The sequence below is a fragment of the Shewanella frigidimarina NCIMB 400 genome (assembly GCF_000014705.1).
Taxonomy (GTDB): domain Bacteria; phylum Pseudomonadota; class Gammaproteobacteria; order Enterobacterales; family Shewanellaceae; genus Shewanella; species Shewanella frigidimarina.
Genome location: NC_008345.1, coordinates 4,303,931 through 4,320,956 on the forward strand (window position 1 = coordinate 4,303,931; position 17,026 = coordinate 4,320,956).

Here is a 17,026-nt window from a genome sequence, read left to right on the forward strand (position 1 = left end):
AATATTTGATGTCGCTATAACAAGCTCAACAATATAAAGAAGGTAAAATATGAGTGCTGATAATCGCTATTTTTATGAACCTAGTAAAGGTCATGGCCTGCCACATAACCCACTCAATGCCATTATTGGCCCACGCCCCATTGGCTGGATTGCCTCTCGCAATACCCAAGGCCAGCGAAATCTAGCGCCTTATAGTTTCTTTAACTGCTTTAATTACGATCCGCCAATTATCGGTTTTGCCAGTACTGGTTGGAAAGACAGCGTCGCCAACATTGTTGAAACTGGCGAGTTTGTATGGAACTTAACTACCCGCAGTTTAGCCGCGCAAATGAACCAAACCTCTGCCGCATTACCCCGTGGTACTGATGAATTTGAATTTGCCGGACTAACGCCAATAGCAGGCAACATTGTTAAAGCCGATCGCATTGCACAAAGCCCAGTCAGCTTCGAATGCAAACTGTCGCAATGCATTCAGTTAACCGCAGCTAATGGTGACAAAATTGATACTTGGCTAGTACTTGGTGAAGTAGTGGCTGTGCATATTGAAAAGCACTTGCTGAGCGCAGAAGGGATTTATCAAACAGCATTAGCTGAACCCGTATTACGTGCTGGCGGCCCATCGGCTTATTATGGTATTTCTGACGAGTTACGTTTTGATTTACATCGCCCGACTTTATAAGTTGAATAAATGATGGATGCTAAACGATGGATAATGAGCAACTTGCTTCACATCAGCCAGAAATAGCCTTAACGAGATAGCTTTGAAAATTCCAAACCGTATTTTACAAACAATTAGTCAGGCTATTTCGGCAGATAGAGTCACTCATATAGAGGTAATTCAACCGCTTTGGGGTGGTTATGGCCAATTATTTCGCGCTTATGTAACAGGCAAACAGTACTCATCGGTGATTGTGAAATATATCTGTTTGCCTCAACCGGAGTCGCATCCTCGAGGTTGGAATACTCCACTGTCGCATCAGCGTAAATTACAGTCGTATCAAGTAGAAGTGAATTGGTACCAACACTATGCAAATAATCATACACAGCAGCAATTCAGTCCTCTTCCGCGTTGTTTGTATGTAGACCAACAAGCCAATGAAACCCTATTAGTATTACAGGACTTGCATACCCTGGGGTTTACCCAAGTCAGAAAAACCGCCACATCTGCCACCGTACTCGCGTGCTTAACGTGGTTAGGGCATTTTCATGCTAAATACATGCACGTAGAGCCAAAAGGACTTTGGCCTATTGGTACATATTGGCATCTCGATACGCGACCAGACGAGTTAGCCGCTTTAGCCCACAGCCCACTTAAGTCGGCAGCCCATCTCATCGACGATGCCTTGAAACAATGTCCATTTCAAACCTTGGTGCATGGCGATGCCAAATTAGCTAACTTTTGTTTTAGCCAGAATGACCATGCTGCAGCAGTCGATTTTCAATATATCGGCCAAGGTTGCGGCATGAAAGACGTAATAATGTTGTTAAGCAGTGTATTGAGCTATCACGAACCAGAAGCGTTAATTAATGGTTATCTTAATCATTATTTTGCCGCGCTAACCCAAGGCCTAGCTGAGTGTCATCCGTTAATCGATCCACTTGAGGTACAACAAAAATGGCGACCTTTATATTGTGTGGCTTGGGCTGATTTTCAACGTTTTATTAAAGGTTGGAGTGTTGAGCATTTCAAAATCAACTCATATACCGAAACGCTAACCGAACAAGCGATAAAACAACTCGCCACAGCCTAACCTCATTATTGCTGATTAATTAACCATCCAAAAGTTATTATCTTATCCCAATTGGCTAAGGCTGCTATTGCCGTCTACAGTTGATAAACACTGTAGTATTTGTTGCCCCATCCATCGGTTATTTATTACCAGCAAGCACTGCAATCCGCTGTCTAGTTCAAGTAAACATAGCTTCGTTTTGGATTTGTATAAACAAAGCCATAAGCTAGGAAGTCACCATATGGAAAGTCCGTTTACGTATATTTTAATCACCTTGTTTTTTTCTAGCATTCTGCTGTCGATAATCTTTTTCATGACATGGCAAACCATGGGAAAACAAAAATATGCGTTAATGTTTTCATTATCTTTTTTAGCCTCAACAGTGCTGTGGGCTAATAGTCTGTTTAAAAGCTTATTTCTTTCTCACGAACTGTATTGGATGATAGGTTGCAGTGTTTCCATGCTGTCGGTGGTGCTCGGGACATGGGGGCATTGCTTACGCACTAACACTAAAATCCATCCCGCAACACTGCTAGGCATAGGCGTATTTGGGATGATGCTAACCTATTACTTTACGTATATTAGCCCCCACCTAGGCTTAAGAATGTCGTTGTATTTATACGTTGATGTGTTGTTATTGATGATCACCAGCGTGGTGATTATTAAACACCGCACCAAATCACGCCCTGCCGAAATTGGTGCGTCGTTAATGCATTTCATATTTGCAATGTGCATATTGGTTGCAGCGAGTATCGCACTATCCCAAGGTAAAGAGATGGATGTAGAACTTATAAAGCTCTACGCCATTGTTAACTTTACCGCCCTACCTGCGGCTTATGTTGGGATGTCAGTATTTGTGATTTATATGCTGGCTTCTGATTTGGCCGAAGAAATGAAGTTGCTGGCGATGACAGATCCGCTGACTGATTGCTTTAATCGTCGGGGATTTTATAGCCACGCAAAACAAAAATTACTTGAGTTACAAAAGCAGCCGCAACATGCGTGCCTCATTTATTGGGATATAGATAAGTTTAAAGCAATTAACGATCAGTTCGGCCATGCTGGCGGCGATCAAGTATTAATCAGCATTACCCAGTTAATCAAACAACATATAAAAAAAGACGACTTAATCGGCCGCATGGGCGGTGAAGAGTTTGTTATATTAATCGAGCGCAGCAATTATCAGGAGGCTATCAATGTCGCCGAGCGATTAAGGGCCATGATTAACCAAACACCTATTGTTTATTGCGGTCAGCAAATTAGCGTGACCGCCAGTTTTGGGGTCGTTGAACTCAGTAACCAAGACATACCAATAGAACAAGCAATCGATCTCGCCGACAGCGCGTTATATCAAGCCAAAAGCAGTGGCAGAAACAAAGTAGTCTTTAGCGAACTCAGCTCAAGATAGTTCACTACCTCTGAATCGAAGCCACTCCAGGAAAACGATGAGCGATTGACCAAATGAGGGACAGGTTAGTTAACTTCGATTCGAATATTATCGCTTAATGTTTCTAGCTGTGAAATTAACAATGCGATAGTCACATTTTCCGGTAATCTTAATGTCAGCTTAGCGCTGTACACCGTTTTACCTAAACTGGTGACTTGCACACGGTAACATTCCTGGTGGTCTACGCTTACCTCAAGATCGGCTAAAATTTGATTCATATCATGGGTTAAACCTGAGCGATCATTGCAATCTAGAGTGAGTTTACATTCTTGTGATAGACGAACAGAATCATGCTCATATTCTGCATAGACGAATGTTAATTGTGAAAACTGTTGCTCTAATGCTTGTTTTAATGCCGCTTCCTTATCGGCATCTATCATCACCCTCATCATGGCCACAAATTGCCCGTCGAGTTTAATGACTTTACTGGTTTCCCAACTTGCACCTATTTCACGGCTAACTTGGGCAAGTGATTGCAGTAGATTAGGCTTTAAAGTCCCTAATACTGTAGTGATAAACCTATGTTGCATATAACCTCCGATGCCAATAAACCACAAACATGCTGGTATATTTAATGTGGTTTTAGTTAAAGCCTAGCTACAGACTAGCTATCACACGAAAGCGCGTCTGTGGTCTAGCACACAAATCAAACAAATGAGTTGTCATCTGCGACCAAACATCTCGATAGGTGAAGTAATCGAACGGGTAAATACGCTTGGTATAATACGCAAAGTAGCAGCAGAAAATTGTCGGTGCTAGTCGGCATTTATTGACCATAGAGATAAATTTTGCAGCAAATGTTATTTTTGCAGGCCACAACAAACTTAGTGAATTTGTATCGCTTGCATCACAAAATTACGTTTATCAGCTACGGCTTAATAACCCAAGTGAATGGTATAACGATGCTGTTTTTGAGACTTATCACACCAATAGCAACAACTTGAACTATGTCACGCCATTCCGATGCAATGTCATTATCTAATTGAATTTAAACAACTTATTATAATCATCCCAGTCACCCTTAAACTGCCCCACAAAAACAACCGGTTAAGTCATTGTTTTTAAAGATAAATATTTATTTTACCATTAACGCTACATGCCCATTATTGCTTATTGCTACCCATAGACGCTTTCTCTAAAATGCGCGCCTTGCCCATAAGGGTACAGATTCACTTTTAGCGGCATTACATTCGCCGTTGAACTTTTCCATTAGAGGAACACAATGTCTACAAAATTAGCGAATCCGGCACCATTAGGATTAATGGGCTTTGGCATGACAACCATACTGCTCAATATCCATAATGCTGGCTATTTTCCAATTGATTCGATGATCCTCGCAATGGGGATTTTCTACGGTGGCATTGGCCAAGTTATTGTCGGTATGATGTGCTTTATGCGTGGCGACACTTTCGGCACCACCGCGTTTACTTCATACGGCTTATTTTGGTTAACCTTAGTGGGTATTATCTTAATGCCAAATATGGGCATAGCCGCCAGTCCTGCACACTTTATGGGGTGGTATCTAACGCTATGGGGCACCTTTACTGCCTTTATGTTTGTAGGATCGTTACGTTATCCACGAGCAAAACAAGTAGTATTTGGTTCATTAACTATCTTGTTTTTCTTATTGGCCGCTCGTGACTTTACCGATAATGCGTTGCTTGGCACGATTGCAGGTTTTGAAGGTATTTTTTGCGGAGCAAGCGCCATTTACTTTGCCATGGCCCAAGTGCTTAATGCTGAATACGGCCGAACTATTTTACCTGTTGGAGAGTTAACTCAGTCTAACACTCAGGTTCAGCCCCAAACAGCTGAAGCAGAAAAAGTGACCTTACACTCGGTTAAAGCATAAATAATCAGAGCTAGGTATAAATACTTAACAGGTCGATGCATTGCATCGACCTTTTTGTTTGCATAAATTAATGCACCAAACGACAGCCACATACGGTATTACTCGGCTGAAATAATACCACTGCATAATCTTTAGTTTCATCGCGTTCCAACACCTGGATGCTTAATGAGTGCATGCCATTCTTGTTTAAATTTATTCCGCTCACATACGACAAATATTCATAATGTGCTGGGGTCTCGAAACTGCTTCCGCCCAAATACTCTTGTTTAGTGGTCACTGAAATATCGTACATTTGCCTTTGAGCATCAATTTTATTTACTTTGCCCGTCATCGCTAATGTGCCAGCAGAATTGCCCTCTAAGTCATAATAGCGATAGTTAATTTGGGCTAAACCATCTTTAGAGACTAAATCGACCAATAAGTAATGATCGCTGTCTACTGTACCAACTTCATGATTAAACAGTTCAGAACTGCAGCTCAACATAAAGCTTGGAGCCTTAGATGTTAGCGAGTAAATGGCGCCAATACTGGCCAGCAAACACAGCAGAATGACAATATTGATGGCCCATAATCCTTTTCTTGCCATTGTACTAACGCCCCTGAGTTCTATGAGATGAGGCAAGTCGAACAGGTAACGAGTCGCAAATATTCACTTGTTCAAGCCATTCTGGATTGATAAACCGTTTAGGTTGGCGTAAGTCGCTAATTTTTAAATTACGAATAATAGATTGGCCAAAATAATCACCTCTTAGAGTAATATTCAATACTTGCTTGTCATGCGATAAAGATAAAAAAGCTCTATTCCATACCGTTTCAGTACAACCTAATAAACTTTGTGTGAGATGTTGCCCTTGATCAATCAGCAACTCATTATTAGTGTTTGAGGGGGAATACAAAATCACATCGACTTGCTGACCTGAATCTAAGGTTGCAGTTTCTATGCTCAACGGCATGGTTGGGCTGACAGCATGGCCGACTTGATTAAACCACCATAAACTTACCAGCGACACGCTAATAAGGGCAATGACCACCAGCAAAGCTTGTAAAGGTCGAATGAATACGCGGCCCAATTTATTGTCGGTTTCTTTACGGGCACGATGATGCCTTAGCAAATAACCTTGGCCTTTTACTGTTTCGATAAGCGTTTCATATTGTGGTCCAAGAAAAGACCGTAAGGTAAAAATAGCCCTAGCGACTGACGCTGAACTTAAATGTGACTCGTCTTCATGACCTGACTCTAATAATGGTTTAGCAACAACTTTCCCTTGATACTCGACCAATAAAGTCAGCACATGTAATTCGGCTCTGGGAAGATGCCACACCACCCCAGTTTCCTGGTTAATCAACTCCCCTTTGTCGATACTGAACCTGCAATGCCCCAATTGCATGTAGACCGCCTCTATAATTGACCTAATTTCGACATACTGAAGTGTATGCATAAAATCTTATTAATTCTGTGATCCTGATGCTTAAGCACTTTATTCCTTATAAAATGTAAGCCTTTAAATGTGCAAACTAATCAATTTGTGAGCGATATCACGTCATTTCATGATTTTAAAAACAGACTAAATGGCTGAGAAGATGTATGAAATGTGGAAAATAATGAGACTTACATCATGAAAACTCTTAAATTTAAGCCAAATTGTCCGTAAAAAAACGATGCCATAATCACTAAAAATCCATATTTCAATCTGCTATCTTTATCTGCTTTGAATCACATTTTTAATTGCTCCATTGCTTATTGTTACCACATCAAGTTGTTAGCTCGTTTTTTACTAGCAACTCAAAAACCCCCCAACACTAGAGATTGGGAATAATAAAATAACGATGAGTAAAGGGTGATTATTATGAGCATGAACAGACGTCAAGCATTGACACAGATTATTGGTTTAAGCACTGCAGCAGCTGGGGCAACATTATTAGGCACGTCTGCATTTGCTGCCACAGACGCAGATGGAAACTACCGTTTAGAACTAGGTGAAAAACTTAAATATGCGCCACTTGATGCGATGCTAACAGCAAAGCTTGCCTATGAAACGGGGGGCGGTTGTATGCACCAAGTGTTTCACGCCATTGTGACTATGCTAGCGGCATCTGGCAGCGTTGACGCCAGTAAGTTTGCCACTATCCCTACTGCATTAGCAGGCTATGGTTGGGCAGGCGTGGTTGGCCAAGGAACATTGTGTGGCAACCTTAATGCTGCCGGTATGTTGATTAATATTCTTGATGATATTAATGGGCAAAACAGCGCCATTATTGGTGCATCGTTCCGCTACTACGAAACTAACGATTTACCTTTATCATCTGCTGAGTTCATTGCGGGCATTGGCTCTACAGATGCTAAATCACTCGAAGTAGGTAAAACCTCTATTGCTAACAGCCCACTGTGCCATTCATCTATTAGTAATTGGTCTGCGGCATCTGGAAAGCCTTTTGCGTTAAAAGGTGAACGTTGCAAACGCCTCTCTGCCAGCATGGCTTTTTATATTGTTGATTTACTCAATCGTGCCAATGCCGGTGAAGATATTTCAGTATTAGCAGAAGCAAAACCGTCTGCTGAAGCGCAGGCATGTCAGTCTTGTCATGGCGTTACCGAAACGATGGGCTCTGCAGCTAGCGTGAAAACGGATATGGAATGTACCACTTGTCACACAGGGCATTACAATTAAGGAGCGCATCATGAAGGTTAAATATCTTAGCGCCATATTAGCGAGTTCATTGTTAATCTTTGGCTGTAATAGCGACAATGATGACGAAGTTGTCACTGAGCCACCAGTGGTTGTTATTCCCCCTGTTGTTGTGCCACCTGTTGTTGTGCCACCAGTAGTAGTTGTACCGCCTGTTGTTGATGGCGTGAGTATTGATGATGCCAGCACTGTGGTGGTTAAACTCGACACATTTGACTCCATTACTGGCGCACTATCATTCACTGTTGCTAATAGTGAAGGTGAAGCGCTAACGAACGTAGCCAATTACGATATTGTGTATTTTGGTTTTCCTGACCCGGCCTCACCTTCCATAAAGCCTAAAGCTTGGAAACGTTGGCATGTCACTCAAAACTATCAATGCGATAGTACAGCCACCGACACCTGTACAGGCACATTAGAAGCGACAGATACTGCGGGTAAATATACTTTTAATGTGAGCGATCTCGACTTACAAAGTAAAGCATCGGCAAATGCTGAAATGGTCTTTAAGGTTGCGGTCCAAATTAAGGGCGCGCTTGCCAGTAATGAAATTGAGTTGATTGACCCAAGCAATTAATCATCATTCAGCCTCCCCCCGGCTAATGGCGAGAGAAAACCACTTGTGCTCATTAGCTTCAGGCTATTTGCCGCAGCACTACACTGCGGCTCTTTTTATCATTTTCGCAGCACGGCTTGAATATACAAAACTGGGTATGCACCGCTTAGATAAATAGTTTAACACTGTATAGCTGTGAATATTGAAAACAAAAAAAGGGTTTCAGCAGCGCTGAAACCCTTTTTTATTCAACCCTGGCTACTGATAAATTTAACGAAGCTGTTGCATTAAGTATGCGTAAACCATTGAACTTAACTCGGCGGCCTGAGTATTGTCTGCCGCGCCAGCATGGCCACCTTCAATGTTTTCGTAATACAACACATCTATGCCCATGTCTTCCATTTTCGCCACCATTTTACGCGCATGCGCTGGGTGCACACGGTCATCACGTGTTGACGTGGTGAAGAACACTTTAGGGTATTTAACCCCTTGTTTTAAATTGTGATATGGCGAATAGGTTTTAATGTATTCCCACTCTTCTGCGATATCAGGGTTACCATATTCGCCCATCCAACTGGCACCAGCCAATAACTTGTTATAGCGCTTCATGTCCAACAATGGCACCTGGCACACTACAGCGTTATACAGCTCAGGACGACGAGTAAATGCAGCACCCATTAACAAACCACCGTTACTACCACCTTGAATACCAAGATGCTTGCTTGACGTAATTTTACGGGCAATTAAGTCTTCAGCAATGGCTTCAAAGTCTTCATACGCTTTATGACGATGTTGCTTTAACGCTGCTTGATGCCAAGCTGGGCCGTACTCTCCACCACCACGAATGTTAGCAAGTACATAAACACCGCCCTGCTCTAACCAGTTTTTACCAATAGTGGCCGAATAGGCTGGTAAGCGCGATACTTCAAAACCGCCATAACCATAAAGTAATGTAGGGTTACTGCTATCGAGTTTAATGTCTTTAGCCATCACCACAAAATAAGGCACTTTTGTGCCGTCTTTTGACTTAACAAAGTACTGTTTCGTGACAAACTTATCGGCGCTAAATTGTTGCGGCATGGCTTTAATTTTATCGGTTTTTAAGCTTGCACCATTTAAGCGATATAAACTGGCTGGTTCTAAAAAGCTGGTGTAATTAACAAAAAAATCATCACTATCACGTTCAACATCAAACACACTTAAGGTGCCATTGGCTTCAAATGGCACAGGTTTGCTTTGCCACTCACCTTTATCGTTTTGCATGTATCGTACAAGTTTGCTTTTTACATCATCTAGCCAAGTGACAAAAATGGCATTCTGGCTAAATGCGACTTGTGAAATAGAAGCATGCTTCGTTGGCGATACCAGTTCACTAAACTCAGGTTTTTGCGCAATGAGTTTATCAACGGGTGTGTAAACAATGGCACCTTGTTTGAAAGTACCTTTGGGGGTGACTAAATCGCTTTTTAACTCTATATATAGCTGACCTTTAAAGTAACCTTTTAAATCGGCATCTTTAGGAATAGGCAGCGACACTAACTTACTATCTTGATAAACATAATGTTTAGCGGTGTAGAAGGTTAAACTTTCTGTGACGATATTCAGCGGTGTTTTATCATCAAACATCACATAACCCGACACGGCAACTGAGGCTTTATCACCTCTAAACACTAATTTGGCTGCAGATAACGGTGTGCCGCGTTTCCATAATTTAACCACACTTGGATAGCCTGAATCCGTCATGCTTTGCGCATCACCAAAATCAGTTCCGACAAACACGGTATCTTTATCAATCCAGCTTAACCTTGACTTAGCTTCAGCCAACACAAACGGCTTTTGAGTGCTGTCGACAAACGCTTTTGCGGTTAAATTAAATTCTCGCACCTCAGCGGCATCTGCGCCCCCACGAGACAACGACACAAAGCAGCGCTCGTTCTGTGGATATTGGCATTCAATGCCCTTAAATACCCAATTAACCCCCTCTGCTTTACCAAGGGCATCGATATCAAGCACGGTTTCCCAGTTGGGTTCAGCCTTAGCATATTCCGCCAGTGTGGTACGACGATAAATACCACGCTCGTGGATTTCGTCTTTCCAAAAATTATACAAATAATCGCCAATACGAGTGGCATAAGGAATACGGGCTTTATCGTTTAAAATCTCTAGGCTGTTTGATACTAAGTTATCAAAACCTGAGTAAGCCTTAATGTGTGTTGCAGACACAGCATTTTGCTGCTTAACCCACGCCAGCGGCTTAGCGCCTTCAACATCTTCTAACCAAATATATTTGTCTTCTTCTGCATTAACTGGTGTAGCCATTGTCATCGCACTCGCTATACATAAGGGTATGATTCGCTTAAGCATTAAAAATTTCCTTTTTTGTTATTTGCTTGCGGCATTTTACTAGCATGCATCTACTTTATAGGATCCATGTAGATGTTCAATCGATAAGGAGAGCAAACAGTAACAGGCCATGCCCCATAACAGAGCAAATTATTGCTAGATTATCATGCCAATTTGGTCGACTAAGCAGGTATAATGTCGCGCTAAACATTGCTCTACCCATTCAAACAAATAAATACAGGCACCAACATGGCCAAAACCGCAGCAGCATTACATATTTTAGTTAAACACCAAACTCAGGCTGAAGACATCATTAAGCAGCTTAATAACGGTGCTAAATTTGATGTTTTAGCCAAAAAACATTCTAGCTGTCCTTCGGCCAAAAGCGGCGGCAATTTGGGTGAATTTAAAAAAGGTCAAATGGTGCCACCATTCGATAAAGTCTGTTTCAACGGCGAGCTCATTACGCCGCACCTCGTCAAAACCAAATTTGGCTGGCATGTGGTGAAGGTACTTTATCGCACCTAGCAATCGTCGGATTGAAAAGAGTAACATCGACAATAGTCGCGCATATAGTGAACCGTATTTCGAATGAGCCACACTTCGAATGAGCAAGCCCAGAACAGTTCAGTCATAAATAAATACTAAGTTGTGGGCTTGATATCAACGCCCACTTTTAAAAACACCAACGACTTACAATATTTACTTGCGCAGTTTGATCGACAACTCACCATCACGAATTTGAATATCATCAACACCATCAGCAAAAGCATTCCAAAAGCCACGATCGCCAAACTCACCGACCAAGTTAACGTTTTTCATGTTTCCTAGCCACGCATTCGGAATAGGCACGCCCATTAAGCTCACGCCAACTAGCGCAACAACTGGACGACGATTAGCATCAAGATGAATATCAAGCCCAGTATTCACGCGTAAAATCTCCCCAGCCATAATCGGAAAGTCGTCTGGGATCGGGATCAGCATTTTGGCACTGGCTAAGTTATTAGAAAAATCAATTGCGACACGCTGAGCAAAATCAGGATTACGACCAATCATCGAATTCACTTCTTTCTCACTAAATGTCACTTGCCGATCAGCGTCAAACTCACGATACGCTTCAGGGGTTAACTCATCACTATCTGCACTAACATTATCAGTAGTACGGGAATCACCACTTGATGCTGTAACCGCTGAGCGAGGTTCAACTTGCCAACCTAACTGAGTCAATTTTTGATCCAATTGTTGCTCTTCTTTAGCGTTTAAGCTGACTGGGGTAAGCGGTGACGGAAAGATATAAGTGCGGATAATAAAAAATGTCAGCCCTGCTGTAACAAGCATCGTTGCTGCAATAATCAGTAACAGTTTGGCTCCAGAGGCACCAGTTTGCCGACTGCGCGGTGGTGACTCATTGATTGATAAAGCTCGCATGATATGCCCTTTGTTATTCTCTTATTGTGCATCATGGTAATGCCCTACTCGACTAAACAGCAAATAAAAAACTGTTTTGTGGTTAAAACCAAAACACACAACGTTAATAATTTGTTAACCAAATGAATTTTATGTTACAAAATAAGTGTAGAAATAATTTAACTGCTGAAGACTAAGCCACGTTGATGTCTATAAAGCAGAGTTAACCACCACAAAATAATAACAAATAGGAATGCTTATTCTATGAAACTATCGACTATTTCAATGTCACTATTAGCTCTTGGTCTTACAGCAACGGCACATGTACAAGCAAGCGACGACCGTTATGTCATTCAAGTTGACCCACAAAAAAAAGGGATTGTAAAAGCTCTTGCCAAAAAATTAGGTGCACAAATTAATGTTGATGGAGAAGGTTTTATCGCCGCGACGTTTACCGGCAAAGATTTAGATCAAGTTAAAGGATTACTCAATAACCCACACGTTAAATTAATTGAAGAAGATCAACGACGTCATTTAATGGGCTTTTCCGACGACATTGGTAATCCAATGACAACCCAAATAACACCTTATGCAGTTTATCAATCGCAAGCCGATCAGGTCACATTCAACCCTAATGCGGGCATCAAAGTATGTGTAATCGACTCAGGTCTCGATCGCAGTAATGCTGATTTTGTGTGGAATAATATTACCGGTAACAACGACAGTGGTACAGGCAACTGGGACGAGAATGGTGGTCCACACGGTACACATGTAGCCGGAACTATTGGCGCTGCAGATAACGGTTTTGGCGTTATTGGCATGGCTCCTGGTGTTGATATGCACATCATCAAAGTATTTAACGCCGACGGGTGGGGTTACTCATCTGATTTAGCTCAAGCTGCAAATCTTTGTTCACAAGCGGGCGCCAATATTATTAGCATGAGTTTAGGTGGCGGCGGTTCAAACTCAACAGAATCAAATGCATTCCAAAGCTTCAGCGATGCTGGCGGGCTCGTCATTGCAGCTGCAGGTAACGATGGCAATAATGTGCGTTCATATCCTGCAGGTTATTCATCAGTGATGATGATTGGTGCCAATGATAGCAATAACGTTATTGCAGATTTCTCTCAGTTCCCGACATGTACATCGGGTAAAGGTCGTAAAGTAACAACTGATGAAACCATTTGTGTTGAAGTTTCCGCCGGCGGTGTAGATACCCTTTCAACCTATCCAGCAGGGCAAGCTACTGCGTCAAATTTATCAGCAGACGGATTCGCTCTTTCCTCATCGGCAATGGAAAACGCAGGTTCAGTAGTGGGTAACACATTTTACATGGGAACAGCTGAGTCAACCAACTCAGGTGCTAACGGTAATATTTGTGTGATCGACCGTGGTGTAATTTCATTTTACGATAAAGTCGCTAACTGTGAAGCATCTGGTGGTGTCGGTGCCATTATTATTAATAATGAACCAGGCATGCTGTACGGTACATTAGGTGATACTAATGCGACAAGTATTCCTGCCGTTGGGGCAGCATTTGAAGATAGATCAACCTTAGTTAATGCGGCAACTGCAAATATTGATATTGGTACATCAGACTTTGGCTTTATGAGTGGTACTTCTATGGCTACTCCTGCGGTGTCGGGAATTGCAGCCTTAGTATGGTCACAACATAACGAATGTACGGGCAGTGAAATCCGTGCAGCACTTAAAGTCACAGCGTTAGACGCCGGAGCATCAGGTAAAGATGACTACTTTGGTTATGGTATTGTGCAAGCTGCTGCTGCAGATGCTTATTTATCAAGTAATGGCTGTGCAGGCGGTGGGGTAACTCCGCCACCAACGGGCGGCGATATTACATTGTCACTTAATGGTTATAAATCGAAAGGCGTTAACAAAGTTGATTTAACCTTTGGCGGTGCAAGTTCAGCCAATGTAGACATTTTCCGCAACAACAGCAAAGTAACCACTACGGCAAATGACGGTAGCTATACAGATAGTATTTCAGCAAAAGGCGGTGGAACATACACTTATCAAGTATGCGAATCTTCTACTGCCACTTGTAGTGCAGAAAAAAATGTCACGTTTTAATTAGCTAGAAACAAACGTTATTAATGAGGCTATAGCTTAAATAGTCCGAACAAAAAATCATCTCAATTTGAGATGATTTTTTATTTTTTAAAACACTCAATGCCACATGTACTTCAATTGTGCTTTGCTAGTATTGTGTCAAGCTCCGCTAAAATCTCGTCAATAGTTGTAAGTTGTAAGTTGTATAGCATGACGAGTACAAATCAGTAATGCCAAGCCCTTGTTAAAAGCATGCTGGACCATAAAAAGAATATTAAAAACGCAGTGCAAATTCCAACATTTATCACGGTGTGATCTCGATTTTCTATATCTCTTTTTTGTCATTAAGCATATTGAAATACTAGTATTACATCGATAGCAGAATAATGAGCTTTATACTCAGTAAAGGTTAACCAAACAACCAAGCTCCACCTTTGAACAACAGACAAACCCCTGCACCCATCATAAATAAATAGCTAAAAATAAAACCAACGGCGCCACTAGAAGGACCAGTCCCATCTAAGCGAATAATCATTCCACTGATATAAAACAAGCTAAAAAAGTTTAGCATCATACTCAACATAAAATAGTCACCCATGACGGGAAGCACACCACCGATAACACTACAAATGAGTAGCAAAAAGTCGCTAAACTTTTCTTTGGTTATATATTTTTTCTCTAAAACTCGGACACAAAATACCACCAGCATAATCGCTAAATAAAGCAGTGAAATTGATAATGCGGAGTACATTCCTTGTTGTATTGTTACCGCCGTAACCTCTGATGTTACAGCGGTGTTTTGACTTGAGCCTGTAAATAAACCTGCAATAAAATGACCTATGCCAAATATTATCAACCACGCAATAGCGAATGAAATGAGATCATCGCGAACAATAGGATGGCTTGCCTTATGGTTAACCATTTTGGCCAATAGCAAACCGAATAACGTGATTGCAGCCAGTAAGCTTAACGCATACCAGTATTGGTCTAGATAGAAGAAAGCAAAGCTGGGAGGAATAACTAAAAAGGATTGATAAAACTCGTTTTTTTTCGTTGTCAGGCCGGTATCTTTATAAAATGCCAAATACACAATTAACGGTTGAGAAATAACAACGGCAATACAAAGGGTAACAATATCCATATAAAACATCCGTGTAGTTAAACGAAACATACAGCACCATGCCATACCGGGCTTAGTATAAACGCCAATATTGTAAACTCAATCAATAATGCATCGCCGTTAATATAGACATGATGAACTATCACTATAATCCCTCAACACAACACCAAGCAGGCAGGCATGAATAAGCCTATGAATTATTACAGATTTTTATTCATGTAGTTAATTCAAGTAGTTGATATGTTGTAGAGTAATAAGACAGAGCAATTAAGATAGAGTCATGAAACGGAGCTACAAGACTGAATCACTAGACTGACGTTAATAGTAGCGGCGACTCTGAGGCCGTAAACAATACATCAATCATATCGACAGTTATCATGAATAGATAATGAGGCTTGCACCAGTATTATGAAAACGTGATAAAATCACAACTTAGTCAATTAACATTACAAGGTATAGCAATGAACCCGATTCTTGCCATCTTCAAAGAACACAATATCAGTGACGTACAAATTAATGAGTTGTTCCAGACGTTAACTGAAAACCCATTCGCAGCAATGGCAACTATTGGTCAATTAGGTATTCCTGCAGAAAAGCTACAACAGTTGATGGGCATGGTGATGCAAAACCCAGCCTTGATCAAAGAAGCTGTGGTAGAACTTGGCTTAGATTTTTCAAAAGTTGAAGCGGCAAAAGCCCAGCTACAACCATAAGCACTAAGCTATTAAAAATGCACTAACAAAAAACGGCCAGTATCTAAGATGCTGGCCGTTTTTGATTTCATCGGTTTGTTACTAACGGGCTGAATAAATAGTTTGAATTGTCTTTTTTATTTCAGAGCTCAAGAAATCGTAACTATTAAGTTCTTTTTCTATGGCTCTGTATGCTGACGGGCTGCTATTAACTGCTGAATTAAAAAGTTCAGTAACCAGTTTGTCAGCACTTGGTGGTTGATATGCACTCCATTGGATCAGTGCTACAGCAGCTTCATATTGCCCCATATTAGCAAGTGTTGTAAGCGACACCTGACTTAGTTCACTGTTTGGGTCTCTCGAGTTAATTATTTGCTGTAGCTTAGGAACAAGCTTTTCTTGAGTAATATTCTCCATGCTATTCATTGCAATACTGGACTTATCACCAAGGCTATCGATTTGATTAATAATAAAATCGAAACTTGATTCTGAAGCATTTTTCGCAATAGCATTGGCAATATCAGATAAAAAGATATTATCGCTATCCATACGACTAAAACTCGATTCAAACAAACTCATATGAGTATCAGAACGAGCTATTTTTTGTAGTGATTTTTTCGCCGAATATATCGCATTCGAATCGGTAATGGGAGTATTTTCTAGTGTCGTTAGGAGCAATGAAACCGATTCATGGGTATTTATTACGGCTAGTAAACTTAATAAATACTCTTGATTTCTGGATGTTAAGTTAACATCTGGTTGCTGCAATAATTGGCTAATTTCTGCCAATATTTGTGGGTTGCTCGTCTGTTTCAATGAATTAATGAGTTGCTTTTCAAGACCTATATCTATTTTACCCGCAGTTAAGAGGGTTTTGATTTCCCCCCATACATCAAAGAGCTCATCGGGTGATATCGACTTAGTTGTTGGCTTAGACATTGCGGTTTCAATTTTTGCTATTGGTGCAATTTTATCTGGAGCATTATTCACTAAGTGAGTGACATTTTTTGCATCACTGGCAGCTTGAACAATATTTTGACCTTGTTTGCTCGCATCAGAAACAACATAAGTCGCGACAGAAATAATGCCAATAGCTAAAAGGATAATAATCTTCTTTTTCAT

Annotated in this window: 16 protein-coding genes; 9 read left to right on the forward strand and 7 right to left on the reverse strand. The window is 41.1% G+C overall.

Annotation, left to right across the window (positions count from 1 at the left end; genetic code table 11):
- Positions 1-49 precede the first annotated feature (49 nt).
- From SFRI_RS18640 to SFRI_RS18650, 3 genes are all read left to right on the forward strand, one after another.
- Positions 50-679 (forward strand): flavin reductase family protein, encoded by a 630-nt coding sequence (locus SFRI_RS18640; protein WP_011639041.1) that lies wholly within the window; start codon positions 50-52, stop codon positions 677-679.
- Positions 680-761: 82 nt separating this feature from the next.
- Entirely contained in the window at positions 762-1,751 is a 990-nt protein-coding gene (locus SFRI_RS18645; RefSeq protein WP_011639042.1) for a phosphotransferase, read from the forward strand.
- A 220-nt stretch (positions 1,752-1,971) separates the two neighbouring features.
- On the forward strand, positions 1,972-3,138 hold the full coding sequence (locus SFRI_RS18650) for a GGDEF domain-containing protein (RefSeq protein ID WP_011639043.1): 1,167 nt from the start codon (positions 1,972-1,974) through the stop codon (positions 3,136-3,138).
- Between the two features lie 65 nt (positions 3,139-3,203).
- Here SFRI_RS18650 and SFRI_RS18655 read toward each other — a convergent pair whose 3' ends face one another.
- Positions 3,204-3,707 (reverse strand): glycine cleavage system transcriptional repressor, encoded by a 504-nt coding sequence (locus SFRI_RS18655; protein ID WP_011639044.1) that lies wholly within the window; start codon positions 3,705-3,707, stop codon positions 3,204-3,206.
- Between the two features lie 692 nt (positions 3,708-4,399).
- Between SFRI_RS18655 and SFRI_RS18660 the strand changes: the two genes are divergently transcribed.
- Positions 4,400-5,029 carry an acetate uptake transporter gene (locus SFRI_RS18660; protein ID WP_011639045.1) on the forward strand — a complete coding sequence of 210 codons (630 nt, stop codon included), beginning with the start codon at positions 4,400-4,402 and terminating at the stop codon, positions 5,027-5,029.
- Between the two features lie 67 nt (positions 5,030-5,096).
- Here the strand turns inward: SFRI_RS18660 and SFRI_RS18665 are convergent, their stop codons facing one another.
- Both SFRI_RS18665 and SFRI_RS18670 read right to left on the reverse strand, forming a co-directional pair.
- Positions 5,097-5,615, reverse strand: coding sequence for a hypothetical protein (locus SFRI_RS18665; RefSeq protein ID WP_011639046.1), 519 nt, complete (start codon positions 5,613-5,615; stop codon positions 5,097-5,099).
- A gap of 4 nt (positions 5,616-5,619) precedes the next feature.
- Entirely contained in the window at positions 5,620-6,417 is a 798-nt protein-coding gene (locus SFRI_RS18670) for a winged helix-turn-helix domain-containing protein (RefSeq protein WP_011639047.1), read from the reverse strand.
- 459 nt (positions 6,418-6,876) lie between these two features.
- On the opposite strand from SFRI_RS18670, the gene SFRI_RS18675 reads away from it, so the two are divergent.
- A complete protein-coding gene (locus tag SFRI_RS18675; protein ID WP_011639048.1) occupies positions 6,877-7,698 on the forward strand; it encodes a cytochrome c3 family protein in 822 nt (273 codons plus the stop codon).
- Between the two features lie 10 nt (positions 7,699-7,708).
- Positions 7,709-8,293, forward strand: a complete 585-nt coding sequence (locus SFRI_RS18680; RefSeq protein ID WP_011639049.1) for a hypothetical protein — start codon at positions 7,709-7,711, stop codon at positions 8,291-8,293.
- Positions 8,294-8,542: 249 nt separating this feature from the next.
- Here SFRI_RS18680 and SFRI_RS18685 read toward each other — a convergent pair whose 3' ends face one another.
- Positions 8,543-10,636: a prolyl oligopeptidase family serine peptidase gene (locus SFRI_RS18685; protein ID WP_011639050.1), complete on the reverse strand. Its 2,094-nt coding sequence runs from the start codon at positions 10,634-10,636 to the stop codon at positions 8,543-8,545.
- Between the two features lie 228 nt (positions 10,637-10,864).
- Here SFRI_RS18685 and SFRI_RS18690 point away from each other — a divergent pair, with 228 nt between their 5' ends.
- A complete protein-coding gene (locus tag SFRI_RS18690) occupies positions 10,865-11,143 on the forward strand; it encodes a peptidylprolyl isomerase (RefSeq protein ID WP_011639051.1) in 279 nt (92 codons plus the stop codon).
- Positions 11,144-11,317: 174 nt separating this feature from the next.
- On the opposite strand, the gene SFRI_RS18695 is transcribed toward SFRI_RS18690, so the two are convergent.
- Positions 11,318-12,043, reverse strand: a complete 726-nt coding sequence (locus SFRI_RS18695) for a hypothetical protein (protein WP_011639052.1) — start codon at positions 12,041-12,043, stop codon at positions 11,318-11,320.
- 243 nt (positions 12,044-12,286) lie between these two features.
- Here SFRI_RS18695 and SFRI_RS18700 point away from each other — a divergent pair, with 243 nt between their 5' ends.
- Positions 12,287-14,113: a S8 family serine peptidase gene (locus SFRI_RS18700; RefSeq protein ID WP_011639053.1), complete on the forward strand. Its 1,827-nt coding sequence runs from the start codon at positions 12,287-12,289 to the stop codon at positions 14,111-14,113.
- A 388-nt stretch (positions 14,114-14,501) separates the two neighbouring features.
- Here SFRI_RS18700 and SFRI_RS18705 read toward each other — a convergent pair whose 3' ends face one another.
- A complete protein-coding gene (locus SFRI_RS18705; protein WP_041413236.1) occupies positions 14,502-15,233 on the reverse strand; it encodes a hypothetical protein in 732 nt (243 codons plus the stop codon).
- A gap of 440 nt (positions 15,234-15,673) precedes the next feature.
- Here SFRI_RS18705 and SFRI_RS18710 point away from each other — a divergent pair, with 440 nt between their 5' ends.
- The gene (locus SFRI_RS18710; RefSeq protein WP_011639055.1) at positions 15,674-15,925 is read left to right on the forward strand and encodes a DUF2999 family protein; all 252 of its coding nucleotides are present in this window, start codon (positions 15,674-15,676) and stop codon (positions 15,923-15,925) included.
- A gap of 81 nt (positions 15,926-16,006) precedes the next feature.
- On the opposite strand, the gene SFRI_RS18715 is transcribed toward SFRI_RS18710, so the two are convergent.
- A complete protein-coding gene (locus SFRI_RS18715) occupies positions 16,007-17,026 on the reverse strand; it encodes a hypothetical protein (RefSeq protein ID WP_011639056.1) in 1,020 nt (339 codons plus the stop codon).